The 23,638-nt window shown below is 75.1% G+C and carries 19 protein-coding genes; 7 read left to right on the forward strand and 12 right to left on the reverse strand.

The features are described from left to right. The first annotated feature begins 2 nt into the window (after positions 1 to 2). Together egtD and ACZ7C5_RS03985 are read left to right on the forward strand one after the other, a co-directional pair. A complete protein-coding gene (gene egtD, locus ACZ7C5_RS03980; RefSeq protein WP_401087932.1) occupies positions 3 to 974 on the forward strand; it encodes an L-histidine N(alpha)-methyltransferase in 972 nt (323 codons plus the stop codon). Positions 975 to 1,226: 252 nt separating this feature from the next. Next, complete coding sequence (locus tag ACZ7C5_RS03985; RefSeq protein ID WP_470322093.1) at positions 1,227 to 2,654, forward strand: sugar porter family MFS transporter; 1,428 nt, start codon at positions 1,227 to 1,229, stop codon at positions 2,652 to 2,654. Positions 2,655 to 2,808: 154 nt separating this feature from the next. On the opposite strand, the gene ACZ7C5_RS03990 is transcribed toward ACZ7C5_RS03985, so the two are convergent. Next, positions 2,809 to 3,495 (reverse strand): TetR/AcrR family transcriptional regulator, encoded by a 687-nt coding sequence (locus tag ACZ7C5_RS03990; RefSeq protein ID WP_470321912.1) that lies wholly within the window; start codon positions 3,493 to 3,495, stop codon positions 2,809 to 2,811. Positions 3,496 to 3,684: 189 nt separating this feature from the next. Between ACZ7C5_RS03990 and ACZ7C5_RS03995 the strand changes: the two genes are divergently transcribed. The 4 genes from ACZ7C5_RS03995 to ACZ7C5_RS04010 all read left to right on the forward strand — a co-directional run bounded on the left by ACZ7C5_RS03995 (position 3,685) and on the right by ACZ7C5_RS04010 (position 8,505). Continuing rightward, on the forward strand, positions 3,685 to 4,848 hold the full coding sequence (locus tag ACZ7C5_RS03995) for an acyl-CoA dehydrogenase family protein (RefSeq protein WP_470321913.1): 1,164 nt from the start codon (positions 3,685 to 3,687) through the stop codon (positions 4,846 to 4,848). A gap of 59 nt (positions 4,849 to 4,907) precedes the next feature. Further along, on the forward strand, positions 4,908 to 6,107 hold the full coding sequence (locus ACZ7C5_RS04000) for a thiolase family protein (protein ID WP_401087937.1): 1,200 nt from the start codon (positions 4,908 to 4,910) through the stop codon (positions 6,105 to 6,107). 59 nt (positions 6,108 to 6,166) lie between these two features. Beyond that, entirely contained in the window at positions 6,167 to 6,925 is a 759-nt protein-coding gene (gene fabG, locus ACZ7C5_RS04005) for a 3-oxoacyl-ACP reductase FabG (protein ID WP_401087939.1), read from the forward strand. 209 nt (positions 6,926 to 7,134) lie between these two features. After that, entirely contained in the window at positions 7,135 to 8,505 is a 1,371-nt protein-coding gene (locus ACZ7C5_RS04010; protein ID WP_401087940.1) for a S53 family peptidase, read from the forward strand. Between the two features lie 186 nt (positions 8,506 to 8,691). Here ACZ7C5_RS04010 and ACZ7C5_RS04015 read toward each other — a convergent pair whose 3' ends face one another. Further along, positions 8,692 to 10,797: a hypothetical protein gene (locus tag ACZ7C5_RS04015; RefSeq protein ID WP_470321914.1), complete on the reverse strand. Its 2,106-nt coding sequence runs from the start codon at positions 10,795 to 10,797 to the stop codon at positions 8,692 to 8,694. A 415-nt stretch (positions 10,798 to 11,212) separates the two neighbouring features. On the opposite strand from ACZ7C5_RS04015, the gene ACZ7C5_RS04020 reads away from it, so the two are divergent. Next, the gene (locus ACZ7C5_RS04020; RefSeq protein WP_401087944.1) at positions 11,213 to 11,725 is read left to right on the forward strand and encodes an HAD domain-containing protein; all 513 of its coding nucleotides are present in this window, start codon (positions 11,213 to 11,215) and stop codon (positions 11,723 to 11,725) included. 129 nt (positions 11,726 to 11,854) lie between these two features. Here ACZ7C5_RS04020 and ACZ7C5_RS04025 read toward each other — a convergent pair whose 3' ends face one another. The 10 genes from ACZ7C5_RS04025 to ACZ7C5_RS04070 all read right to left on the reverse strand — a co-directional run bounded on the left by ACZ7C5_RS04025 (position 11,855) and on the right by ACZ7C5_RS04070 (position 23,554). Further along, on the reverse strand, positions 11,855 to 15,823 hold the full coding sequence (locus ACZ7C5_RS04025; RefSeq protein WP_470321915.1) for a LysM peptidoglycan-binding domain-containing protein: 3,969 nt from the start codon (positions 15,821 to 15,823) through the stop codon (positions 11,855 to 11,857). Then, positions 15,823 to 16,218: a hypothetical protein gene (locus ACZ7C5_RS04030; protein WP_188298298.1), complete on the reverse strand. Its 396-nt coding sequence runs from the start codon at positions 16,216 to 16,218 to the stop codon at positions 15,823 to 15,825. Before ACZ7C5_RS04030 ends, ACZ7C5_RS04025 begins: the two co-directional genes overlap by 1 nt. 252 nt (positions 16,219 to 16,470) lie before the next feature. Continuing rightward, the gene (locus ACZ7C5_RS04035; RefSeq protein WP_401087950.1) at positions 16,471 to 16,944 is read right to left on the reverse strand and encodes a TadE/TadG family type IV pilus assembly protein; all 474 of its coding nucleotides are present in this window, start codon (positions 16,942 to 16,944) and stop codon (positions 16,471 to 16,473) included. Then, positions 16,941 to 17,315, reverse strand: a complete 375-nt coding sequence (locus tag ACZ7C5_RS04040; RefSeq protein WP_401087952.1) for a TadE/TadG family type IV pilus assembly protein — start codon at positions 17,313 to 17,315, stop codon at positions 16,941 to 16,943. The genes ACZ7C5_RS04035 and ACZ7C5_RS04040 overlap by 4 nt, the downstream gene beginning before the upstream one ends. 38 nt (positions 17,316 to 17,353) lie before the next feature. Further along, positions 17,354 to 17,644 carry a hypothetical protein gene (locus tag ACZ7C5_RS04045; protein ID WP_188298295.1) on the reverse strand — a complete coding sequence of 97 codons (291 nt, stop codon included), beginning with the start codon at positions 17,642 to 17,644 and terminating at the stop codon, positions 17,354 to 17,356. Positions 17,645 to 17,745: 101 nt separating this feature from the next. Then, positions 17,746 to 18,624 (reverse strand): hypothetical protein, encoded by an 879-nt coding sequence (locus ACZ7C5_RS04050; protein ID WP_401087954.1) that lies wholly within the window; start codon positions 18,622 to 18,624, stop codon positions 17,746 to 17,748. Next, positions 18,621 to 19,601 (reverse strand): type II secretion system F family protein, encoded by a 981-nt coding sequence (locus ACZ7C5_RS04055; RefSeq protein WP_401087956.1) that lies wholly within the window; start codon positions 19,599 to 19,601, stop codon positions 18,621 to 18,623. Before ACZ7C5_RS04055 ends, ACZ7C5_RS04050 begins: the two co-directional genes overlap by 4 nt. Continuing rightward, on the reverse strand, positions 19,601 to 21,235 hold the full coding sequence (locus ACZ7C5_RS04060) for a CpaF family protein (protein WP_470321916.1): 1,635 nt from the start codon (positions 21,233 to 21,235) through the stop codon (positions 19,601 to 19,603). The genes ACZ7C5_RS04055 and ACZ7C5_RS04060 overlap by 1 nt, the downstream gene beginning before the upstream one ends. After that, a complete protein-coding gene (locus ACZ7C5_RS04065) occupies positions 21,225 to 22,691 on the reverse strand; it encodes a CpaE-like family protein (protein WP_470321917.1) in 1,467 nt (488 codons plus the stop codon). The genes ACZ7C5_RS04060 and ACZ7C5_RS04065 overlap by 11 nt, the downstream gene beginning before the upstream one ends. Beyond that, positions 22,691 to 23,554, reverse strand: a complete 864-nt coding sequence (locus tag ACZ7C5_RS04070; protein ID WP_470321918.1) for an SAF domain-containing protein — start codon at positions 23,552 to 23,554, stop codon at positions 22,691 to 22,693. Before ACZ7C5_RS04070 ends, ACZ7C5_RS04065 begins: the two co-directional genes overlap by 1 nt. Positions 23,555 to 23,638: the final 84 nt, after the last annotated feature.

Consider the following 23,638-nt stretch of genomic DNA (forward strand, 5'->3'; position numbering starts at 1 on the left):
TCATGGAAACCTTCGATCTCACCCGACTGCTGCCCGCCGACCACTTCAGCACCGCGCTGCGCCACGACGTGCAGCTCGGACTGACCTCCGAGCCCAAGTGGCTGCCGCCGAAGTGGTTCTACGACGCGAGGGGCAGCGAGCTGTTCGAGGAGATCACCCGACTGCCCGAGTACTACCCGACCCGCGCGGAACGGGCCATCCTGACCGCCGGGGCCGGCGAGATCGCCGCGGCCACCGGGGCCCGCACCCTGGTCGAGCTGGGCTCCGGCTCCTCCGAGAAGACCCGGCTGCTGCTGGACGCCCTGCGCGCGCTCGGCACCCTGGAGACGTACGTCCCGGTGGACGTCAGCGAGAGCGCGCTGACCGCGGCCGGCGCCGCGCTCGCCGCCGAGTACCCCGGGCTCGCGGTGCACGGCGTGCTCGCCGACTTCACCGCCAGGCTCGGCCTGCCCCCGGAGGGCGGCCCGCGCCTGGTCGCCTTCCTCGGCGGGACCCTCGGCAACCTGCTGCCCCACGAGCGCGCGGTCTTCCTGCGCGGCCTGCGCGCCGCCCTCGACCCGGGCGACTTCCTGCTCCTCGGAACCGACCTGGTCAAGGACCCGGCGGTGCTGGTCGCCGCCTACGACGACGCCTCCGGGGTGACCGCCGAGTTCAACCGGAACGTGCTGAACGTGCTCAACCGCGAGCTGGGGGCCGACTTCGACCCGGACGCCTTCGAGCACGTCGCGCGCTGGGACGCCGAGCAGGAGTGGATCGAGATGCGGCTGCGCTCGCTGCGCTCGCAGACCGTGAAGATCCCGGCCCTGGACCTGCCGGTGCACTTCGCCGGGGGCGAGGAGCTGCGCACCGAGGTGTCGGCCAAGTTCCGCCGGGAGCGGGTGGCCGGGGAGCTGGCGGCGGCCGGGCTGCGGCTGAGCCACTGGTGGACCGACCCGGAGGGCCGGTTCGGGCTCTCGCTCGCGGTGCCGGCCTGACCGCCCCGCCCGGGAAGCCCGCCCGGACGGTCCGGCCGGGCTGCCCGGGTGGGCTGCCCGGGCGGGGCGAGCCACCCCAGCCGTCCACTCGTTCGGACCGTCCACCCGCCGGGAGAGCCCTCGGGCAACCCAATTTGCTTGTTCACCTTACGAATTCTCAGAGCAAAACTTGAGCATCCTGGTGTACAAGTCTTAAACGAATAGGGGTTACGATCTCGGCGACCGAGCTCAGCGTTGAGTACCAGGAGTCAGATCGTGAGCGTCACCCAGAAGCCCTCCGGGGCGGTCGAGGCCCCCGCGCCCGGCCGCCTCGGCTTCGTCGTCTTCATCGCCGCGGCAGCGGCCCTCGGTGGCTTCCTGTTCGGCTACGACAGCTCCGTGATCAACGGCGCCGTCTCCGGAATCCAGGAGAAGTTCGCCGTCGGCAGCGGCGTGACCGGTCTGATCGTCTCCTCCGCCCTGCTCGGCTCGGCGATCGGCGCCGCGGTGGCCGGGCGGTTCGCCGACCGCTACGGCCGCATCAAGGTCATGAAGGCGGGCGCGCTGCTGTTCGCGATCAGCGCCGTCGGCTCGATGCTGCCGTTCTCCGCCTGGGACCTGGCCCTCTGGCGCGTCCTCGGCGGCGCGGCCATCGGCATCGCCTCGGTGATCGCCCCGACCTACATCGCCGAGGTCGCGCCGACCAGGTACCGGGGCCGGCTGGCCTCCTTCCAGCAGGCCGCGATCGTGCTCGGCATCGCGATATCCCAGCTGGTCAACTGGGCGCTGGCGCGGGCCGCCGGTGGCGACACCCGGGGGCAGCTGCTCGGCCTGGAGGCCTGGCAGTGGATGCTCGGCATCTGCGTCGTCCCGGCCGCGGTCTACTTCGTGCTCTCCTCGGTCATCCCCGAGTCCCCGCGCTACCTGATCCAGGCGGGACGCCTGGACGAGGCCAGGAAGGTGCTCGCCGCGGTCGAGGGCGAGGGCGTGGACGGCGACGCCCGGATCGCCGAGGTCCAGGCGCTGATCGCCTCCGACCACCGGCCCCGCTTCCGCGACCTGCTCGGCGGCCGCTTCGGCCTGCTCCCGATCGTCTGGGTCGGCATCGGCCTGTCGGTCTTCCAGCAGCTGGTCGGCATCAACGTGATCTTCTACTACTCGTCGATCCTGTGGCAGTCGGTCGGCATCGACCAGAGCAACTCGCTGCTGATCAGCTTCGTCGGCTCGGTGATCAACATCCTCGGCACCGTGATCGCGATCGTGCTGGTCGACCGGATCGGCCGCAAGCCGCTCGCCCTGATCGGCTCGGCAGGCATGGCGGTCGCGCTCGGCGCGGCCGGCTGGGCCTTCTCCTCGGCCACCGGCAGCGGCGACAACCTCACCCTGCCCGACCTCCAGGGCACCGTCGCGCTGGTCGCCGCCAACGCCTTCGTGCTGTTCTTCGCGATGTCCTGGGGCGTGGTCGTCTGGGTGATGCTCGGCGAGATGTTCCCGAACCGGATCCGCGCCGCCGCGCTCTCCGTCGCCGCCTCCGCGCAGTGGATCGCGAACTGGGTGATCACCGTCTCGTTCCCGTCCATGTCGCGCTGGAACCTGTCGGCGACCTACCTGATCTACGCCGCCTTCGCGGCGCTGTCCATCCTCTTCGTGGCGAAGTTCATGAAGGAGACCAAGGGCATCCGGCTGGAGGACATGGGCTGATCCGCCCGTCGGACCACCGGCCCCCGCACCCCGGCGCCATCGGCGCGCGGGTGCGGGGGCCGAATCGTTTCCGCAGGGCCTTGCCCGCGGAACCTTGCCCGCGGGGCACCGGTCCGTTTCGACGGGGACCGGGCCCGTACGACCCCGCCCCGCGTCAGGAACGTTCCGCCTCGCTTCGGGGCCGCTCCGCCTCGGTTCCGCGCTGTTCGGCGAGCCTGGCGTAGCGCAGCGCGAGTCCGTCGAGCAGCGCCTCCAGGCCGGTCTCGAAGGCGCCCTCGTCCACCGCCCCCCGGTGCCCGGACAGCCGGTGCGCCTCGCCGAGGTGCGGGTAGTCGGCCGCGTCGTAGACCTCGGCGTCCGCCGGGAAGCCGGCCGCGAAGGAGGCGAGGGCCGAGCCGGTGACGAAGTAGCGCATCAGCGCGCCGATCCTGGTCGCCTGGCCCCGCGGCCACCCGGCCTCGACCAGGTGGCCGAAGACCGCGTCGGCCAGCCGCAGCGCGTTCGGCCGACGCCCGGGCCCCTGGGCGAGCACCGGGACGATGTTGGGGTGGGCGGCCAGCGCGGCGCGGTAGGAGCGGGCCCAGTCGCGCAGCGCCCGCGGCCAGGGGTTCGTCACGCTCCCGAACATCGACAGGTCGACTTCGCCGATGACGCTGTCCACCACGGCGTCCAGCAGTTCGTCCTTGGTGGCGAAGTGGTTGTAGAGCGAGGGCCCGCTGACCGAGAGCTCGGTGGCGAGGCGGCGGGTGGAGAGGGCGTCCAGTCCCTCGTCGTCGATCAGCCGCAGGGCGGCGGCGACGATGCGCTCGCGGCTGAGCAGCGGGGTGCGTGGACGGGCCATCGCGGCGGGGTCCTCCGATCCTCCGGATTCATCCGGATCATCCGGCCGGGTGTGCTGGGGCCGATTCTGGCAGGTCCCCCTTCCCAGCACCGGCCGGGCGGGGCTACAGTCCCCCATAAAACTTGCAGCGCTAGTTTAATGGGTCCGGGCCTCGCCCCCAGGCCCTGGACACCGGATTCGGGAGCCGCCGTGAACCTGGAGTTGTCCGAGGAGCAGAGCGCCGTCCGGGACCTCGCCGCCTCCTTCGCCGACCGCGAGATCGTGCCGTACGCCGCCGGGTGGGACCGCGCCGAGTCCGTCGACCGCGCGATCATCGGCAAGCTGGCGAAGGTCGGCTTCCTCGGGCTGACCATCCCCGAGGAGTACGGCGGCAGCGGCGGCGACCACCTCGCGTACTGCCTCGTCCTGGAGGAACTCGGGCGCGGCGACTCGGCCGTGCGCGGGATCGTCTCGGTCTCGCTCGGCCTGGTCGGCAAGTCGGTCAACGCCTTCGGCACCGAGGAGCAGAAGCGGCACTGGCTGCCCCGGCTCACCTCCGGCGCGGCATTCGCCTGCTTCGCGCTCACCGAGCCCGGCACCGGATCCGACGCCGCCAACCTCACCACCCGGGCCGTCCGGGACGGCGACAGCTGGCTGATCAGCGGCGCCAAGACGTTCATCACCAACGGCACCTGGGCCGACGTCGCCCTGGTCTTCGCCCGCACCGGCGGCGGCGAGCCCGAACAGCGGGGCCACCGGGGCATCACCGCCTTCCTGGTCCCGACCGGCCTGCCCGGATTCACCCGCACCGAGATCCACGGCAAGCTCGGCCTGCGCGGCCAGGCCACCGCCGAACTCGGCTTCGACGGCGTCCGGGTGCCGGACGGCGCCCGGCTCGGCGAGGTCGGCAAGGGGTTCACGGTGGCGATGGCCGCGCTGGCCAAGGGCCGGATGTCGGTGGCTGCCGGCTGCGTCGGCATCGCCCGGGCCTGCCTGGAGGCCGCGGTCCGCTACGCCGGCGAGCGCGAGCAGTTCGGCAAGCCGATCGCCTCGCACCAGCTCGTCCAGGAGCTGCTGGCCGGCATCGCCGTGGACGTCGAGGCGGCCCGGCTGCTCACCTGGAAGGTCGCCGACCACATCGAGCGCGGCCTGCCGTTCGCCACCGAGTCCTCCGTCGCCAAGCTGTACGCCAGCGAGGCCGCCGTCCGGGCCGCCAACAGCGCGCTCCAGGTCTTCGGCGGCTACGGGTTCATCGACGAGTACCCGGTCGGCAAGTACCTGCGCGACGCGCGGGTGATGACCCTCTACGAGGGCACCAGCCAGATCCACCAGCTGCTCATCGGACGCGCCCTCACCGGCGTCAACGCCTTCTGACGTCGACGAGAGCGTCCTGCGCAAGAGCATCCCCGCCACCCGACAAGGAGCCCGACGACGTGCGCCCCGTCTACTTCGCCGCCGCCCGCCGCACACCCATCGGCCGGTTGCGCGGCGCGCTCGCCACGGTCCGCCCGGACGACCTCTCGGCCACCGTGCTGCGCGCCCTGCTGGCCGACGTGCCCGCCCTCGACCCGGCCCGGATCGACGACGTCTACTGGGGCGCCGCCAACCAGGCCGGCGAGGACAATCGCAACGCCGCCCGGATGGCCGTCCTGCTGGCCGGGCTGCCTGAAACCGTCCCCGGTGCCACCGTCAACCGGCTCTGCGCCTCCGGCCTGGAGGCCGTCACCCTCGCCGCCCGGGCCATCGGCTCCGGCGAGGCGGACGTGGTGCTGGCCGGCGGCTGCGAGTCGATGACCCGCGCCCCCTTCGTGCTGCCCCGGCCCGACGAGGCGCTGCCGCACCGGATGGAGACCTTCGACACCCGGCTCGGCTGGCGGCTGACCAACCCTCGGATGGCCGAACTGCACGGCGTACTCGGCATGGGAGAGACCGCCGAGGAGGTGGCCACCCGGTACGGCATCGGCCGGGAGCGCCAGGACGCCTTCGCGCTGCGCAGCCACCGGCGGGCCGGCGCCGCCCGCAAGGACGGGCACTTCGACGCCGAGCTGATCCCGGTCGAGCGACCGGACGGGGTGACGGTGAGCCGGGACGAGGGCATCCGCGAGGACACCAGCCTGGCGAAGCTCGCCGGGCTCAAGCCGGTGTTCCGCCCCGGGGGCACGGTCACCGCCGGGAACGCCTCGCCGATGAACGACGGCGCGGCCGGACTGGTCCTGGTCGGTGAGGAGGCGCTGCGCGACCTCGGGCTCCAGCCGCTCGGCCGGTACGTGGCGGGCGCCTCGGCCGGGGTGCACCCGGACGTCATGGGCATCGGCCCGGTGCCGGCGACGGCGAAGGTGCTCGCCAGGGCCGGCTGGTCGCTCGCCGACCTGGACACCGCCGAGCTGAACGAGGCCTTCGCCGCCCAGGCGCTCGCCTCCGCCGACGGCCTCGGGTTCGGCCCGGAGCAGGCCGAGGAGGTGGTCAACCCGAGCGGCGGCGCGATCGCGCTCGGTCACCCGCTGGGCGGCTCCGGCGCCCGTATCCTCACCACCCTGCTGCACCGGATGCGCCGTACCGGAGCCCGGCGCGGCCTGGCCACCATGTGCGTGGGCGTGGGGCAGGGTACGGCCGTGCTGGTCGAGAACGTCTGACGAACCGGTGGCGGGCCACCCGCCCGCCGCCGCTGATCCCGACTTCCGAGGAGTGAAGCATGACGCGGTTCGCTGGGAAGGTCGCCGTGGTGACCGGCGCTGCGCAGGGCATCGGGGCGGCCACCGCCCGCCGGCTGGCGGAGGAGGGCGCGGCGGTCGCCGTGGTCGACCTCACCGCCGAACGGGCGGCCGGGACGGTCGCCGAGATCGCCGCCAAGGGCGGCACCGCCCGGGCGTACGGCTGCGACGTGGCCGACTACGACGCGGTGGAGGCGGTGTTCGCCCGGGTCGCGGAGGATCTCGGCGGCGTGCACATCCTGGTCAACAACGCCGGGATCACCCGGGACAACCTGTTCTTCAAGATGCCCAAGTCCGACTGGGACGCGGTGCTGACGGTCAACCTGACCAGCGCGTACAACTGCAGCCACGTCGCGCAGAAGTACATGGTGGCGCAGCGGTACGGGAAGATCGTCTCGCTCAGCTCGCGCTCCGCCCTCGGCAACCGGGGCCAGGCCAACTACGCGGCCGCCAAGGCCGGCATCCAGGGCCTCACCGCGACCCTGGCGATCGAGCTCGGGCCGTACAACGTCAACGTCAACGCCGTCGCCCCCGGGTACATCGCCACCGCGATGACCGCCGCCACCGCCGAGCGGGTCGGCAGCAGCGCCGAGGACCACCAGACCGAGGTCGCCGCCCGGACGCCGCTGCGCCGGGTCGGGCAGCCGGAGGAGATCGCCTCCGTGGTGGCCTTCCTGGCCAGCGAGGACGCCTCCTACGTCAGCGGGCAGACGCTGTACGTCAACGGCGGGGCGCGCTAGCGAGCCCACTGACGGATCGTCACCGGGTCGTCCCAGGCGGGAGGTTACTTTCCCCTGGGGCGGCCTTTACCTTTTCGCGTGGCCGAGCATGACCACGACCTTGATCACATGACCCCTCCAAATGACTATGGCATGATCATGCAGCTCTCGATGGGATGGCCGGACCGACCCGACCGGACCAGGTCGGGCCCTGCGTCCCAAGGAGTCCCATGGGCAGCCCCGCCACCCTCCGTCGCGCCCTGGCTCTGCTCGCCGTGGGGGCCACCGCCCTCACGGCCGGCACCGTCGCCGTACCGGCCGCCGGCACCGCGACCGCCGCCCCCTCGCACAACCTCTCGGGCGTCCACGTCCGCCCCGCCTCCTTCGGGCACCACAACGCCCAGGGCCGCGTCGCCCCGCTGAGCACCACCCAGTGCGTCAGCCAGATCGGCATCCACTGCTACTCGCCGCTGCAGTACCGGAACGCCTACAACCTGAACCCGCTGTACCAGGAGGGCATCACCGGCAAGGGCCGCACGATCGTCATCGTCGACTCCTTCGGCTCGCCGACCATCCAGCACGACCTGGAGGTCTTCGACAAGCAGTGGGGCATCCCGGACACCAACGTCGAGGTGGTCAAGTGGGGCAACGTCCCCGCCTTCGACCCGAAGAACCCCGACCACACCGGCTGGGCCGGCGAGACCACCCTGGACGTCGAGTACGCCCACGCGATCGCCCCCGACGCGCACATCGTCCTGGTCGAGACCGGTGTCGCCGAGACCGAGGGCACCACCGGCCTGCCCGAGATGATGGACGCCGAGAAGAGCCTCGTCCAGCAGGGTCGCGGCGACGTCATCTCGCAGAGCTTCGGCGCCACCGAGAACACCTTCCCGGGCTTCGAGAAGGGCGACTTCACGTCGCTCACCGACCTGCGCTACGCCTTCAAGGCCGCCGCCGACCGCAACGTGACCGTGCTCGCCGCCTCCGGCGACAACGGCGCCACCGACGCCAAGGAGAACGGCTCCGACCTGTACCCGTACAAGGTCAACTCCTGGCCGTCCTCGGACCCGCTGGTCACCTCCATCGGCGGCACCCAGCTCACCCTGGACGACAACGGCAACCGCACCGCGGACGACAAGGTGTGGCACGACAAGTCCGGCGCCGGCGGCGGTGGCGTGTCCGGCGTCTTCGAGCGTCCGTGGTACCAGGCCAGTGTCGCCGGGACCACCGGCAACCACCGCGGCACGCCGGACATCAGCATGAGCGCGGCCGTGGACGGCGCCGCCTGGACGTACGAGTCCTACGACCCGACCTCGGTCGGCTGGCACCTCACCGGCGGCACCAGCGAGGCCACCCCGCTGTTCTCCGGCGTCGTCGCCCTCGCCGACCAGCTGGCCGGCTACCGCCTCGGCCAGATCAACTGGCGCCTGTACGGCCTCAGCCTGCTCCCGAGCCAGTGGAGCGGCATCAAGGACGTGAAGCAGGGCGACAACGGCTGGGACGGCGTCACCGGCTACAACGCCACCGAGGGCTACGACCTCGCCAGCGGCCTGGGCACCATCGACGGCGCCCGGTTCGTGCACGCGATCGCCGGTCGGTGACCGGGCGGCTCGCCGGGTGGCGGGCCGCGGGCGCTCGTGACGGGTGACGCGTGACGCGTGTCAGGTAACAGATAACAGATAACAGCGAACAGATGACAGATTTCGAAATCTGTCATCTGTTCGCTGTTTTCCGTCTGCTGTTCCCCGTCAGCCGTCGGCTGTCCGCCGCCCCTCCCCCGCCCGCCGTCAGCCGGTGGCGGCGAGCTGGGCGAGGTAGCGCTCGGCGGCGCGGAGCTTGCGGCCGTCCGGGCCGGGGAGGTGGGCGCGCAGTTCGATGATCTCCGGGGCGATGCGGATGGCCTCCGCACGGTCGGCGATCGCCCGCCAACAGGCCTCGGCGTTGGTGGCCGCGCGCTGGGTCTCCGGGTGGTCCGGCCCCTGCGAGCGGAGCAGCGTCAGCGCCACCTCGCGGTAGATCTCCGCGGCATCGGCCGACCGGCCCGCGAGCCGGCAGACGTGCGCCCGGACCTGCCGCACCTGGAGCACCGGTTCGGAGACGGCGCCGTGCTCGGCGATCGCCTCCAGTTCGAGGGCGAAGGCCAGGTCGGTGGCGGCGGCGTGGTCCCCGGCGTCGGCGCTGCGGACGATCCGTCCGATGACCTCGCGGTAGTCCGCACGGGGCCGGGCCGCCGCAGGGGTCTCGTCGGCCGACGCTTCGGCCGGCGGCGCGTCCACGGGCACGGCGTCGGCGGGCACCTCGTCCTGCGGCGCGGCGTCCTGCGACACGGCGTCGGAGGGCACCTCGTCCTGCGGCACCTCATCGGCCGGCGTCTCGACGGCCGGCGCCTCCTCCGCAGGTGCCGCGTCCGTCGGCGCGGGCTCCGCCGGGACGGCGTCCCGGGGCGCCTCCACGGTCTCGGGCTCCTCCGCGACCGCGGGCTCCTCCTCGGCCACGGGTGCCTGCCCGGGCGCCGCCTCGGCGACCTCCTCGGCCGGCTCCTCGGCCACGGAGGCCACCGGGCCTTCCTCCGACGGGAGTTCGGGCTCGGCGACGGCGTCCACGGGCTCCGGCCGGGCCTTGAGGAGCGTGACGCCCGCCGGGGTCGCGGTGTCCTCGGGTACGGCGTCGGCCGGGGCGGGCGTGTGCGGGACGGGCTTGTGCAAGGTCACGCCCGCCGCCTCGGCGGTCTCGCCCGCCTTCAGCAGGCTGACCGGCCGGGCCGGCCGCGGCGGGGTGGGCGGTACGCCCGGCTTGATCAGGCTGACCGGGCCACCGGTGGTCACCGAGGGCGCGGCGGACGGTGCGGGCACCTCGGCGGGAACCGGGGCCGGCCGCTCGGGAACGGCGTCCCGCGGCTCCGCCGGACGCGGTACCGGCGGAGCCGGGGCCGGCGGCACGTCCGAGGGCAGCGCGGCGCCGGACGGCACGGGCGGCATCTCGGCCACCGGGCCCTCACCGCGGCGGGCGGTGTTGCGGAAGAACGGGCGGTCCGGCGCGTGCGTGGCCAGGATGACCACGTCCGGCCGCAGCACCGAGTACACCTGCTGCCGCAGTTGCTCGGGTGTGAGCACCTCGCCGGCGCCGGGTCTGCCACCGTGCAGCGCCTCGATCAGGGCTCGGGTGAAGGTGCCGATCTGCTCCGGGTCCGGGCTGACGACCGCCCACAGCGGGATGCCCTCGCTGAGCGGCGACACGGTGCCCTGGAGGTACGGCCAGGCGTTCTGGTCGGCACTCAGGTCGGCGATGACGAGGGTCTGCCACTCGGCCGGACGGTGGCTCAGCTCCGCGGCGACGGCCTGCCAGGGAAGACCGTCCTGCCTGGCGTCGCGCAGGGTCAACTGGAGCTGTCCGCCGCGCTTGTCGGCGACGACGTGGCCGCCCAGGTGGATCAGCAGCGGTCCGGGGTGTCGGGAGGCGGCTCGCAGATGGGCGAGGACGGTGTGCGGGTCGCCGGCGCCGGGGAGGTGGACGGCGTCCACCGCGTCCGCGGCCAGCAGCACCTGCGGCGAGACGGCGGCGAGCATCGCCGAGAGCACCGGGGCCTGGGTCGGTCCGCCGCGGCCCCAGGTGCGGCGGCCCGAGGTGCCGTATCCGCCCTCGATCACCAGGATCCGCCCGCGCGGCGCGGCTCCCAGCCCGCCCCCGCCCCCACCGACGACGGCAGCGGCAGCGCCCGGCACCGCACTCTGGGGCACGCCCGGCACCACGCTCTGAACCGCGCTCTGGACCGGGAACGGCGGCGGGGTCACCACGGACGCGGCCCCGACGGCGGGCAGCCCGGTGAGGGTCCAGCCGGTGGGCGGAGCGGGCGGCGCGGCCGGGGGCGTGGGCGCCTGCCCTGCGGGCTGCACGCCCCCCTGCGTGCCCCCTTGCATGCCCGGCCCGAAGACCGGTGCGGCACCCGAACCGGAAGCCTCGACCGGAGGCGCGACAGCCGGACCCGGACCCGGAGCGGCCGGTGGAGCCGGCGGCGGCTCGTACAGCGCGGCCGGACCGGGCGGGTGCTCCTCGCCCGTCAGGCGCGGGGGCGGCGGCGGTACGGCGTCCCAGGGCCCCGAGTCCGCTGCCGGGTCGGGACCTCCGGAAACCGCTGTCGTCTCCGCCATCTCCTGGTCACCGCCCCGCCCCGCCGCTCGCGCGGCGTCTGATGCCCTCGCCTGCATGGTGCCTGCCACCACACTCCGTGCGCGCCACCCTACGAGATCGCGGCTCACCCGTTCCAGGCCGGGTGGTCGATCGGCGCGCCCCACGCCCCAAGGTGCCGTCATGCTCGATACCGGCCGACCCCTGCTGTTCCTGGACGTGGACGGTCCGCTCATCCCCTTCGGTGATCCACCGCCCGGCGGTTGTCCCACCCACCGCAGCCCGTACGTCCCGACCGGCGCGGTGCCGGGCGGGAACCCGCTGGTCACCGGGGTGGACCCGGAGTTGGGATCACGGCTGCTGGGCCTGCCGGCCGAGCCGGTGTGGGCGACCACCTGGCTGGAGGACGCCAACGAGTGCCTCGCGCCCTGGCTCGGCCTGCCCCGACTGCCCGTCGTGGACTGGCCGGTGGACGCCGAGGACGGGCCGGGCGGCGTGCACTGGAAGACTCGCACGCTGGTCCGATGGGCGGGCGGGCGGCCGTTCGCCTGGGTGGACGACGAGATCACCGGGGCCGACCGCCACTGGGTCGCCGCCCACTCCCCCGCCCGCGCCCTCCTCCACCGGGTGGATCCCCGACGCGGGCTCGGCGACGCGGACTTCACCGCCCTGGACGCCTGGCTGCGAGCGCGCTGACCGGCCACCAGGCCCACTCCTGCTCCTGCTCCTGCCTCGCGGTCTCCCCTGCCTCACCATCTCCCTTGCCTCGTCAACACGACTGCCCGGCCACCCCCGAGGGAGTGACCGGGCAGTCGGCGGGCCGGGTCAGGCACCCGCGAGGAGGTCCCGCAGCAGGGCGACGGTGTCGGCGTCGAGGTCCCGGCCGGTACGACGGCTGAGCGCGTCCAACCGATTGACGGCACGCAGGAGTTGGTCCCGGGCGCCGGCCGAGGCGTAGGCGTAGAACAGGTCCCGGTGCAGCAGTTCGACGTCCGGGGCGACGGCGAGGCCCCGGAACACGGCGGCCTCGGCGCTGCGGTGGTCGCCGTACTGCAGGCGGCGGGCGGCCAGTTCATGGGCGGTGTCGACGATCGCCGCGATCATGTCCTGCCGCTCGCCCTCGGCCCAGCCGTACGAGGCGGGCGGGGCCTCGGCGAACGGCGCGCCGCGGACCAGCGCCAGGGCATGGGCGAGGGCCGCGTCGGCGGTGGCACTGGTGCTGCGCATGCCGCGCCGGTAGAGACTGCGGAACTCGTCCCAGTCGCAGGTGACCGCCGGGGCGAAGGAGTAGCCCTCGGTGCCCTCCGTGGGCAGGAAGGCGCGCCCCTCGGGCGAGCTGCCGAACCAGCCGGCCAGGTCGGCGAGTTTGGCCGGCAGCGGGCTCTTGGCGTCCGCCGCGGTGGGGTGCGGGTCGAGGTGGGCCGCGCCGGGGTGCAGGTCGTGGTCGAGGGCGTGGTGGCCGGAGCCGGGGCGCAGTGCCAGGTAGACGGCCAGCTCGGTGAGCCGGGGCAGCGCGCCGGGCGCGGCCTCGCCGAGGGTTCCCGCGACGTCCACCGGGCCGAGCAGCCGGATCCGGGGGGCGTTGCGGGGGGCGTGCGCCTCCGGGGAACGGAGGATGCCGAGCAGGTCGTCGCTGTCACTGCGGCCGGACGTGGTCCTGGCGAGCGGAGCGACGGCGGCCGGACCGGGCTCGGCGGCGGGGCCGTGGTCCTCCGTGGCGACGGCCCCGGCGGAGCCGCCCGAGCCGACGGGATCGGCGGCACCAGCGGCACCGGCGGGCCCGCTCCCGGAGGCGTCCGCGCCCTCGGCGGCGGACGGCGCGGACGGATCGGCCGACGGCACCGGCTCATCGACCGGATCCGCCACCACCTGCTCCGCCACCGCCTGCTCCGCCGCAGCCGGCTGCGGCACGACGGGCTGCGGCACCACCGGCTGGACCGCGAGGACGACCGTCGACGTGGACTCCGAGAAGGCGGCCTCCGACTCCCCGGCCCCCTCGGCCGGCTCCCCGCCCTCCGGCGGGCCGGGCCGCCGCAGGTCCCGGGTGGTCTCGTCGGCGGCCGCCTGCCGCCCCTGCCCGTTGACGACGAACCGCGCCGGACCGGCCGGAGTCGGCGCCGGGACCGGAGCCGACTTCCCGGAAGCCGAAGCCTGCGCAGGAACGGAGGCCGACGCCGCCGGGCCGGGCACCACGGCCGGCAGCGGCGCCGGAGCCGGCGTCACCGGATCGGTGCCCGCGAACGGGCTCGCCCCGGTGCCGATCACCCGGGTGAGCAGCCGCGGCCCGGTGGCCGCTTCCGCGCCCTCCGCCGCCCCGCCGCCGGAGGCTCCGACGGCGGCCAGCACCGGTACCGCCACGGGCAGCTCGTGGGTGTCGGCGTCCTCGGGCCCGTCCAGTGTCCAGGCCGGGGCCGGGTGCTGGGTGGGGTCGTCGGCGACCCGGAGCAGCTCGGCGACCTGGTCGTACTGCTGTCCGCTGAGCCGTTGCAGCTCGACCGTCAGGTGCAGGCCGGGGATCGCGGCCTGGCCGGAGGTCGGCAGGGTCCAGCGAGCGACCGGACCGGTGCCCCGCTCGGGGGCGCGGGTGACGACGGCGACGCAGGTACGCGGACGGGCGTCGAGCAGCCGCCCCAGTTCGGCCGGCACCTCCCCGCCGGGCTGGTGGGCGCAGAGCACGATCTCGGGCGTCCAGGACTCGTCCGCCTGGCCCCGGCTGCGGGCCTCGCGCGGGCTGCTGACCTCGGCGGCGACCAGGGTGGCGCGCGCCTTGGCGGTGCGCGGTCCGAGGGCGGCGAGCGCGGCCTCCAGGGTCGGGTGGCGGTGCACGCGTTCGGCGGCCGGACCGCTGATCAGCACGTCCTCGGCGAGGTCCACCAGATGCAGGTGCAGCCGGTCGGCGAGCGGGCTGTGGGCCAGTTCGATGGCGAGGGTGCGCAGCACGTCGCGGGCGTCGTCCGGGTGGCCGGACAGGTGGAGCAGCCGGACGGCCTCCAGGTCGGCGAGGACCACCGAGCCGTCCGGCGAGGTGCCGAGGGTGACCAGCGCGGGGTACGGCGCGGCGGTCTTCCGGGCCTGGCCGGGGCTGAGCAGGTCGCCGGAGTCGGCGCTGCACCACCACACGTTGGCGGCGTGCGCGGCGCGGAACGGCGCGATCGGGGTGGCCGGGCCGGACAGGTGCAGCTCGACGGTCTGGCCCTGGGTGATCCGGGCGGCGACGATGGCGGGCAGCCGCTTGCCGCCGCGCACGGTGTTGCGGGCCAGGGTGCGCAGGGCGCGGTCCAGCAGTTCCAGCCCGGCCTGGTCCTGCCGGGCCATCAGCTCGTTCTCGAAGGCGGCGGCCCCGGCGTCGGGCATCGCGATGCGGTGCCGGGGGCGGCGGGCGCGCTGCTGGGTGCCGCGCTTGTGGGCGACGGTGCCGATCATGATGGCGGCGAGCAGGACGCCGACGGTGGAGGCGGTGAGGGCGACGGTGTAGTCGTCGTTGGGAGCCGGGTCGGCGTGCGCGGCGGGGCCGGGCGCCTGGGTCGGCGCATGCGTGGGCGCGGGCACCGGGGCCGACTGAGGGGCACCCTGCGAAGGGGCGCCCGGGGCCGGAGCCTGGTCGGCCGGCGCCGGGGCGGGAGCAGGCGCCGGCGCGGGGGCGGGGGCGGGAGCGGCATCCCCCGGCACCGCGAGCACCATCCCCGGCACCACCACGTCCGGGTCCGTCAGCTGCTCCCCGTCCGGAGCCCGCACCCCCTTGTTCGCCTCGAACAGCTTGGGCCACCGCTCCCCGTCCCCCAACTCCCGCTGGGCGATGGCCGAAAGGCTCTCCCCGGCCTGGACGGTGACGCTCCGCTGCGCCCCGGCACCACCGGGCCCCCCAGCCTCCGTCCCCTGCTGCGGAACGTTCTGCGGGGCCCCCTGGGGCGTCCCCTGCTCCGCGCCCCCCGAGGGGGCCGGAGCCGGGGCGGGCGTCTTCGCCTCGTCCGGCTTGGCGTCCGCCGGCATCAGCAGTTCCCAGCCGGGCTGGATCGCCCGGTCGGCGTCGAAGCGGACGCCGGAATCGCCCATCGCCCGGCCGTCGTTGAGCTTGGCGATCTCCACCCACCGCTCACCCGAGCCCAGTTGGCGCTCGGCGATGGACCACAGGCTGTCGGCCGGCCGGGAGTCCCGCACCGTGTACGTGCTCTGCTGTTCGGCGGCGGGGGTCAGGGCCGGTGCGGACTGCGCGGCGGGCAGTGCGGCACGCTGCACGCCCGACGTCAACTGCGCCTGGGCCACCGGACTGTGGGCCAGTTCGGGGACGGCGGCGAAGGCCGAGCCCGCCACTGGAACCAGGGCGAGCACCGAGCCGACCAGCCCGGCCGCGAGCCGCTGGCTCCAGCCGAAGGCGGGGATGCGGCGGGCGATCCGGCCGCGCAGCTGGGCCGGGATCTCCAGCAGGACGGAGAGCGCGAAGCAGCCCCAGGCGAGCCAGCCGACCACCACCAGCGCCCACAGGAACAGGCTTCCGTCGTCCGGGCTGGTGAGCGCCTCGCCCACCCCGCCCGAGGCGACCTCGCCCATCCCGGCGACCGCTTCGGTGCCGTACAGCAGCAGCGCGGGGACGCCGCCCAGCAGGGCGAACAGGGCGACCAGCGCGCCGAGCGCGGTGATCAGGGCGCGGCCACGGCCACGCGGTCGCCGCCCGTGCGGCGGTCGGGGCGCCGGGGCGCCGGGGCCTCGCGCACCGCCGGCTCGACGGGACGCCCCGGCCCGGCCGGCAGGGGCCTGGGCGGTACGGGCCTGGTCCTTGGCACGTGGCGCGGCCATCAGTCGGTCTCCGCTTTCTCGACTCCGTGGACGAGGGTCGCACTGCCCTTGCCCTTGACCTTCCGTTCCCCGAGGGCGCCCAGCAGGACCGGCCGGTAGTCGGCCTGCACGGTGACGGTGACGACCCTGCCGTCACCGGAGAACTCGACGTCGCCCGCCCGCAGGCCGTACAGGCCCAGGTAGGCGTCGGCGGCGTCCCGGACGTACTTCTCCTGGACCTTGAAGCCCCTGCCCTGCAGGACTGCGGCCCGGTCCAGCTGCTGACCGCCGACCCGCGCCGCCTCCAGCGCGTAGGCGTCGGTCCGCTCGGCGACCCGCAACCGGCCGCCGGCGTCGATCACCAGCGCGATGACGAGCACGACGTAGGCCGCGCAGATCGCGACGAAGAGGGCCACGGCGCCCCGGTCGGACCGGCGCGCCGACAACCGTCGCCGCAGTCGGCTCACCACTCCCATCCCGCCCCCCACTCCGCACGCTGCTCTCCCCACCGGCCCCCACCGGGCGCCACTCGGTACCGCTGTGTCATGCCCCGAGCGCTCTCCGCTTGCGTCTCCCCCGCACGGGCCGTCTCCAATCCCCTGTCCTCCCGGTGGCGTCCCCGGTCCTCCCGGTGACGTCCGCCGCCGCGGTGACGGCACCGCGCGCCGTCAGGTGCCCCGGTAACGGTCCACCACCGAAGTGAACTCGCCGACGAGGTGCTTCGTCACGGGTACGCCGGACGGTCCGCCGAGCAGGTCGGCCAGTTCCACGTCGCAGATCACCGTGACCGTCACCGTCGTGACCGGCCCGCCCGGCAGGTTCAGCTCCCCGTTGTCGACCCGGACGTCCCCGTTGCGGCAGGACACGCCCTGCTGACGCAGTGTCGCGAGGGCGGAGTCCCTGGCCGGCTGCTTCATCCCGTCCACGCTGCGCTGGAGGGAGGCGGTCCTGGCCCCGGCCCTGGCGGCGGCCTCCACGGTGCCGGCCGTGGTCTGCACCCGCCCGGCGGCGATGGCCACCAGGACCAGTGCGACCACCGCCGGCACGACGATGGCCGCCTCGATCGCGATCCCGCCCCGGTCCAGCCGGCGCTGTCGCGAACGCGGCCGCCACCGGTCCGGTGCCCGCGGCACGCGCCTCACGGCTTCACCACCGGCGGTACGAAGCGCTCGCGCGGCGCCTCGGCGAACTGGGTGAGGGCGGGCGCCCTGAGCCCGGGTATCAGCAGCGGCGGGGTCAGCCGCACGGTGACCCGGATGGTCTCCGCCGTACTGCCCTCGGTCCCCACTGTGTACTCGTGCACGCCCTGCCGGTCCAGGAAGTCCCTGGCCTGCCGCTGGGCCGCCTCGTTCTTCTCGCCGTCCGTCGCGTTCCCCTGCACCCGTCCGGCGTCCACGCCCTCGCGGGCCGCGGTGAGCGCGACCTGGCGGTCGTACCACAGCAGCGCGGCCTGGACGACGAGCATCAGGAGCAGCAGGACGACCGGGAAGACGATGGCCAGGCTCAGGCTCATCGACCCCCGGTCGCCCCTGCGGCGGAGAGCGGGACGCATCACTTGGTGGCGCCGCCCGCGCCCGCGCCGCCCGGCAGGTTCGGGTCCTGCTCGACCTTCTTGACGACCTTGTCCTTCAGCAGGTAGAGCGCGGTCGCCACGGCGCCCGCCACGAAGACCAGCGCGATGATGGCGAGGGCGAGTTCGATGCTGATCGCACCCCGGTCGCCGCGGGCGCGGGCCGCTCGCAACCGGCCCAGCCTGAAGGTGAACAGCAGCAGCGCGAACTGGACCGGCAGCAGGACGGGTTGCAGCACCCGGCCGGCCAGCCTGGCGAGTCGTACGGTCATCGGGTTCTCCCGGTTGTGACGGTGTGGTGTGGTGTGGTGGGCGGTGGGTCGGGCCGACCGCTCCGGCGTGACCGGAGGAACCGGAACAGACGCGAGGACGGTCAGTTGAGCATCTGGTGCAGTGCCGGGAAGACGATCAGGACGGTCATCAGCAGGGTGAGGGCGGCCCCCGGCGCGACCATCCGCTCGCTGTCGGCGTTCGCGCGGGCGAGGTCCTCGGCGAGCAGTTCTCCGCGCAGGCCCTTGGCGCGGGCCCGCAGGGTGTCGTACACGGCGGCGCCGTCGGTGCCGGACAGCCGCATGATGTCGGCCACGTCCTGGAGCGGGGTGAGCCCCAGCTCCTCCGCCAGCGCGTCGAGTCCGGCCCAGGGCGGGAGCCGGTCGGTGGCCGCGCGCTCCAGCGCGTCGCGGATCCGCAGGAACACCGCGCCCTGGCCGACCGACGCGGCCCGGCGCAGCGCCTCGGCGGGGCCGCAGTCGGCGGCCCGCTCCATCGCGACCAGCTCCAGGTAGGCGGCGATGCCGTGCAGGTACTCGGTGCGGGCCTCCTTGGCCTCGCCCCGCACGACGGCGTCCGGGACGAACCAGAGCAGTCCGGCCAGCAGCGGCCCGGCGACCAGCGGCAGCGCGAAGGGCAGGCCGGCTCCCATCAGCACGGCCATCGCGCCCAGGTAGGCGGGCAGCACCAGGCCGAGCGCGGCGAACAGCAGCTTGTGCACCATGAACCGGGCCGGGGCACGGCCGATCAGGGCGAGTTCGCGGCGCGGGAGCGAGACCCCACGCAGCCGGACGGACCGCTCGCCGATCCGGTCGTACCAGCGCGGCCGCTCGTCCGGGTCCTGCTCGCGGTCGGCGGGGGTGGCGTGCAGCCGGTCCAGCGCCTGGTGCAGGTCCGGTGGGGCCGGCCGCAGTTCGGCGACCAGCAGGGCGATGCCGCCCGCCGCGGCGGCGCCGGCCAGCACGGACCAGGGGGAGATCACCGGACCTCCCCGAGCTGCTCGGCCGGCGCGGGCTCGTCGGCCGGTGCGGCGGACCCCCGCCGGCCGCTCCTGCTGCGCCGGTCCGGCGTCAGCAGCCGGGGCACCGGCGGGTGGGAGGCCAGCGCCCGCATCCAGGCGATGATCGCCACGAACAGGACGGCGACCACGGCGAGCACCAGCTGGCCGAGGACCGTCCCGTAGGGCCGGGTGTACTCGGTGTTGAAGGAGCCGATCGTGACGACCAGCACGATGATGCCGACCAGCCAGCGGATGGTGGTCCTGTGCTTGGCCCGGTCGGCCTCGATGGCGCGGCGCTGGCGGACCTCCTCGCGCACCGAGTCGGCCATGTCGGAGAGCGTGCGGGCCAGGCCGGGGCCGCTGTCGCCGGCCCGCAGCACCAGTGCGGCGAGCACCTTGTCGGCGGTGGCGTCGGCGAGGCTGTCGGCGAAGGCGCGCAGCGCCTCCTCGGGCCGCCAGCGGGCCTGCAAGCGGGCCGCCAGCTCGCCGACCTCGTCCTCCAGGGCGGCCGGGGCGGTCCGGCGGCTGGTGACGATGGCCTGGTTGAGGCCGACGCCGAGCAGCAGCACGTCGGCGATCCGCTGGGTCCACTCGGACAGCGCCTCCAGGCGCTCGATCCGGTGGGTGTCGGGGCGGGTGGTGTCGAACAGCCAGGGCAGGCCGAAGACGACCAGCGGCACCAGCAGCGCGGTCAGCGGGATGCCGGTGAACAGCCAGGCCAGCGGCCCGCCGGCGAGCGCGAGCGGCAGCTGGACGCGGCGCAGCCGCACCATCCGGTGCGCGGCCGTGCCCGGGGCGCCGTACCAGAACACGTGGAGGCGGCCGGCCAGCGGGTTGGCCGCCTGCTCGGCGCCGTCCTCGGCCTCGTCACCGGCGGCGGGCTCGCCGCCACGGGCCCAGGCCACCAGGGCGATCAGGCCGCCCGCGACCGCGAGACCGCACAGGGCGAACAGCAGCATCACCGTGCGCCACCGCCGATCCGCAGCTGGAGCGGGACGGCCCAGCCCCCGTACCGGGAGCCGAGCAGCGAGGCGTCGAAACCGGCCCGGCGCAGGTCGTCCAGGCACTGCGGCGGGGTGTGCGGGACGGCCCGCGGCTCACCGAGGTCCGGCCGGGGGCCGAAGACGGTGTTCAGCGCGGGCCGGCCGCCCTCGCCGAGGCCGGTGACCTCCAGGACGTGGGAGACGAAGCGGTGCCGACGGCCGCCGACGGCGGTCTCGTCGACCATGGTGACGTGCACGATGAGGTCCAGGGCGTTGGCGGTGAGCCGGTAGGCGAGTGAATCGGTCATGTGCGAGCCGTACTCCAGGCAGAGTTCGGCGATCCGGTCGACGACCATGTGCGGTCCGCGGGCGTGCAGGGTGCACATCGAGCCGCCCTCGCCGTTGGTCATCACCCGCAGCATCGGGACGACCTCGCCGGAGCGGACCTCCCCGACGATGATCCGGGAGAGCGTCATCCGCAGTGCGGCCGGGATGAGGTCGCCGATGGTCAACTCCCCGGCCAGGCGCCCCTCGACGCGCTCGCCGTTGCCCTCGCGGGCCTCCATCGGGACGACCTGGCGCAGGTGGCCGAGGGTGTGCAGCCAGAGTTCGAACTCCGACTCCAGGGTGCCGATCCGCTCGTCCGGCGGGATCTCGGCGGCCATCGCGCGCAGCAGGCTGGTCTTGCCGACGCCCTGGGTGCCGGTGATCATCACGTTCTTCCTGGCCCGGATCGCGGAGGCCAGGAAGGCGGCCAGGGTGGCGTCCAGGGTGCCGAGTTCGACCATCTCGGGCAGAGTCGCCGAGGCCACCCGGTGGCGCCGGATCGCCACGTACGGGCGGGGCGTCACCTCGGTGAGCGCCTGGAGGCGCATGCCGCCCTCCAGGCGCAGCGCGAGGGTCGGGCTGGCGGTGGACAGGCTGCGCTCGCCGCCGCCGTGCTGGCGGGCCAGGTCCTGGAGCAGCTCGATGAGTTCGGCGTCGCTGTCGGCCACCGGCGGTACCTGGCGCAGGGGTTGGTGCACCCTGGAGACCCAGACGTCGTCGCAGCCGTTGATCAGGATGTTCTCGATCTCCGGGTCGTCCAGGTAGGGCTGGAGCCGGCCGGCCCGGAACAGCAGGTCGAAGACGGCCTCGGCGAGGGCCCTGTCCTGCTCCCGGGTGGGCGGGATGCCGTGGGTCTGCGCGTAGGCGTCGGACCACCGGGCGACGGCCTCCTCGATCAGCGCCCGGCCCCGCTGGCGGCGGGTGGCACGGTCCGGATCGGAGCCGGAGGTGGCAGTCAACCGGGTGATCTGCTGGTGCAGTTCGGCCGCGACCTGACGCTTGAGCTCACGGGCGACCTGCGGGTCGACGGCCGGCCGGGTGGCGGAGCCGCGCAGGTCGAGCGAGGGCAGCTGGGAGGGTACGGCGGTGGGCCCGGCCGCGCCGGGCGGGACGGGCTGCGCCGCGACGGGCTGGGGCGCGACCGGGCCCGGCTGGTAGCCGTACGGCGGCGCGACCTGCCCCGGCGCGGGCGCCGGTGCGGTCACCGGCCCGGGCGTGGGCGCGGCCCAGGGCAGCGCGGCCGGGTCGGCGGACGGACGCTGGTGCAGGGGGCTACCGCGCACGGAGCACCTCCCCGGGGTTGTGCGGATACGGGCCGTTCGGATCGTCCTGACGGTCCGTCACCATCGGCTGCTGGAGCGGGTACCGGTCGTCCGTCTCGCCGTGCGGCGCGGACTGGACGTGCGCCGGGAACGGCGCCGGCGCGGCCGGATGCGGGGCCAGCCCGGCCAGCGGCGCCACCGGGCCCGTGGTGATCACCGGCGGGACGGGCTGGGGCGGGGCGTACGAGGGCTGCTCGGCCTCGGCCGTCCCGTAGCCGGAGCGGCCGGGGGCCGCCTGGCCGTACACCGGCTGACCGGGGACCGGCTGGCCCTGTGTCGCCGAGCCGTAGCCGCCCTGCCCGTACCCGCCCTGCTCGTACGGGGTCCGGCCGTACGGGGACTGCACGTAGCCGCCCTGCTGCCCGTATCCCTGCTGCCCGCCCTGCCCGTACCCCGGCTGCCCGTACGGCCCCGGCGAGGGCACGGACGGCGGCACGGACGGCGGCACGGAGGAAGACGCGGGCGAGGGCACCGGCGGCTGCGGTGCCGTCGACACGGGCGGGCTCGGTATCGGCGGTGCCGGCACCGGAGACGCCGCTCCCGCGGGCGTCGGCCCGGCCGCCGCGGCCGGACCCCCCGCCGGGCCGCCCGCCGCCAGCTGAGCCGGCGCCGCACCCTGCGCGGCACCCGGCCCGAGCCGCTGGCGACGGCGGCGGACCAGTGCCTGCACCTCGTCCGCCGCCGACCGCGCCGTCCGCATCAGCTCCGAGCGGATGAACCGCCGGTCGGTGGTGTCGCCACCGTCGGAGAGCACCTTCGCCGTCCGGGTGGCGTGCGGCAGCACTCCGAGCACCGGCAGCCCGAGCTCGCGGGACACCTCCGCCCGCGAGTACGGCCCCTCGTCGACCAGCAGCAGCCCGAGCGCGTCCGCCCCGGTGCCGGCCGCGGCCAGGTCCTCGGCCAGGGCGGCGATCCTGGGCCGGACCGAACTCAGCCCGCGCAGCGTGGTGCGGACGGTGGCCACCACCACGTCGGCACGGCGGGCCAGCACCGCGCTGTGGCCGGTGGCGCCGGAGCGGCCGAGGTCCACGATGACGTCGTAGCCCTGCTGCTCCACGCCGTGCAGCAGTTCGGCGAGCGGCTCCCAGGTGTAGGCGAGGCCGGGCGCCTGGGTCGGGTCGGTCAGCCCGGGCAGCAGCAGCCGCTCGGCGCCGCCCTCGGGCGAGAGGTCGATCAGCTGCTCCCAGATGGTCTGCGCGAGCAGCCCGCGGCGGTCGGCCACGGCCAGGTTGCGCAGCCCGTAGACCGCCTCGACCCGGCCTTCCAGGGCGCCGGCGAGCACCGCGCCACCGTCCGGGTCGGCCTCGACCAGCAGGATCCGCCGGCCCGGCGGCAGCGGCCAGGACAGCAGCAGAGCCAGGGCGGTGGTGGTCGCCCCCGGTGCGCCCGGGCCGCCGACCACCGCGATCACCGCCATCAGGCGCCGCCCGTCGGGGCCGGGGCCCCCGGCGTCGGGGTGCCGGGAGCGGCGGCCCCGGAGGCGGTGGCCCCCGGGGTGGCGCCCGAGGGCGCGCCGCTCGGCGCCTGGCTCGGTGCGGTGCCGCCGGGGCCGCCCGCCGCCGCACCGCGCGGCGCGAGCAGCACCTGGATCCGTCCGCTCGCCACCCACTGCGCGAGCCGGGGCCCGTCCGCCGTGCCGACCGCGACGTCGATCACCTGGCTGCCGTCGGTGTCCACCCGGCCGACGGTGATCACCGTGGCGGGCAGCGAGTCGGCCCGGCCGTTGTCGGGCGTGAACACGACGACAATCTGCACGCCGGGCTGGAGCCGGCTGGCGGGCAGCTGGCTGCGCTTGGCCGACACCCCGACCACGATCTGCCCTGGCTGCACCGACAGCCCCTGCGCCAGGTCGGTGCCGGTGAGCATCGCGCCGCGCTTGAGGTCGGTGGCGGCCCGCATGCCGACCGCCTTCGCCCGGTCCTGGGCCGACACCGGGTGCAGCGCCGGGTCCCCCGCGATCCGCGCGACCACCAGGTCGTCCTCGGTGATCACCTGTCCCCACGGCACGTCCCTGGACAGTGCCAGCACCGCGACCCGCTGGCCGGTGCTGTTGTAGAGGACGGCTCCGCCCAGCCCGCCGGCCGCGATCAGCGCGACCGCCATCGCCAGCACCGCCGGGCGCCGCCGCCGCGCCCGCATGGTCCGCCCGGGGGCGTGCGGTGCCCCCCGGCCCCGGCCCTTGCCCGCGCCGCCCTGCTCCTGCTGCTCCGGGAGCACCACGGATGCCGCGGCGCCCGCGGAGGTGCCGGATCCCGGCGTCGCGAACGTACGGTTCTCCACCGGGTTCCGCCCTTCCCTCGTTCGTCTCTGGCTGGTCTGGCTGGCCTGGTTGGTCCGGCTCGTCCGGCTGGTCAGTGCCGACGG

This window comes from Kitasatospora sp. NPDC036993, from assembly GCF_055607525.1.

Coding starts and splice junctions, on each gene's coding strand:
- egtD (WP_401087932.1), top strand. CDS start 3: ATGGAAACCTTCGATCTCACCCGACTGCTGCCCGCCGACCACTTCAGC.
- ACZ7C5_RS03990 (WP_470321912.1), bottom strand. CDS start 3,495: ATGGCCCGTCCACGCACCCCGCTGCTCAGCCGCGAGCGCATCGTCGCC.
- fabG (WP_401087939.1), top strand. CDS start 6,167: ATGACGCGGTTCGCTGGGAAGGTCGCCGTGGTGACCGGCGCTGCGCAG.
- ACZ7C5_RS04010 (WP_401087940.1), top strand. CDS start 7,135: ATGGGCAGCCCCGCCACCCTCCGTCGCGCCCTGGCTCTGCTCGCCGTG.
- ACZ7C5_RS04020 (WP_401087944.1), top strand. CDS start 11,213: ATGCTCGATACCGGCCGACCCCTGCTGTTCCTGGACGTGGACGGTCCG.
- ACZ7C5_RS04025 (WP_470321915.1), bottom strand. CDS start 15,823: ATGGCCGCGCCACGTGCCAAGGACCAGGCCCGTACCGCCCAGGCCCCT.
- ACZ7C5_RS04040 (WP_401087952.1), bottom strand. CDS start 17,315: ATGAGCCTGAGCCTGGCCATCGTCTTCCCGGTCGTCCTGCTGCTCCTG.
- ACZ7C5_RS04045 (WP_188298295.1), bottom strand. CDS start 17,644: ATGACCGTACGACTCGCCAGGCTGGCCGGCCGGGTGCTGCAACCCGTC.
- ACZ7C5_RS04055 (WP_401087956.1), bottom strand. CDS start 19,601: ATGCTGCTGTTCGCCCTGTGCGGTCTCGCGGTCGCGGGCGGCCTGATC.
- ACZ7C5_RS04065 (WP_470321917.1), bottom strand. CDS start 22,691: ATGGCGGTGATCGCGGTGGTCGGCGGCCCGGGCGCACCGGGGGCGACC.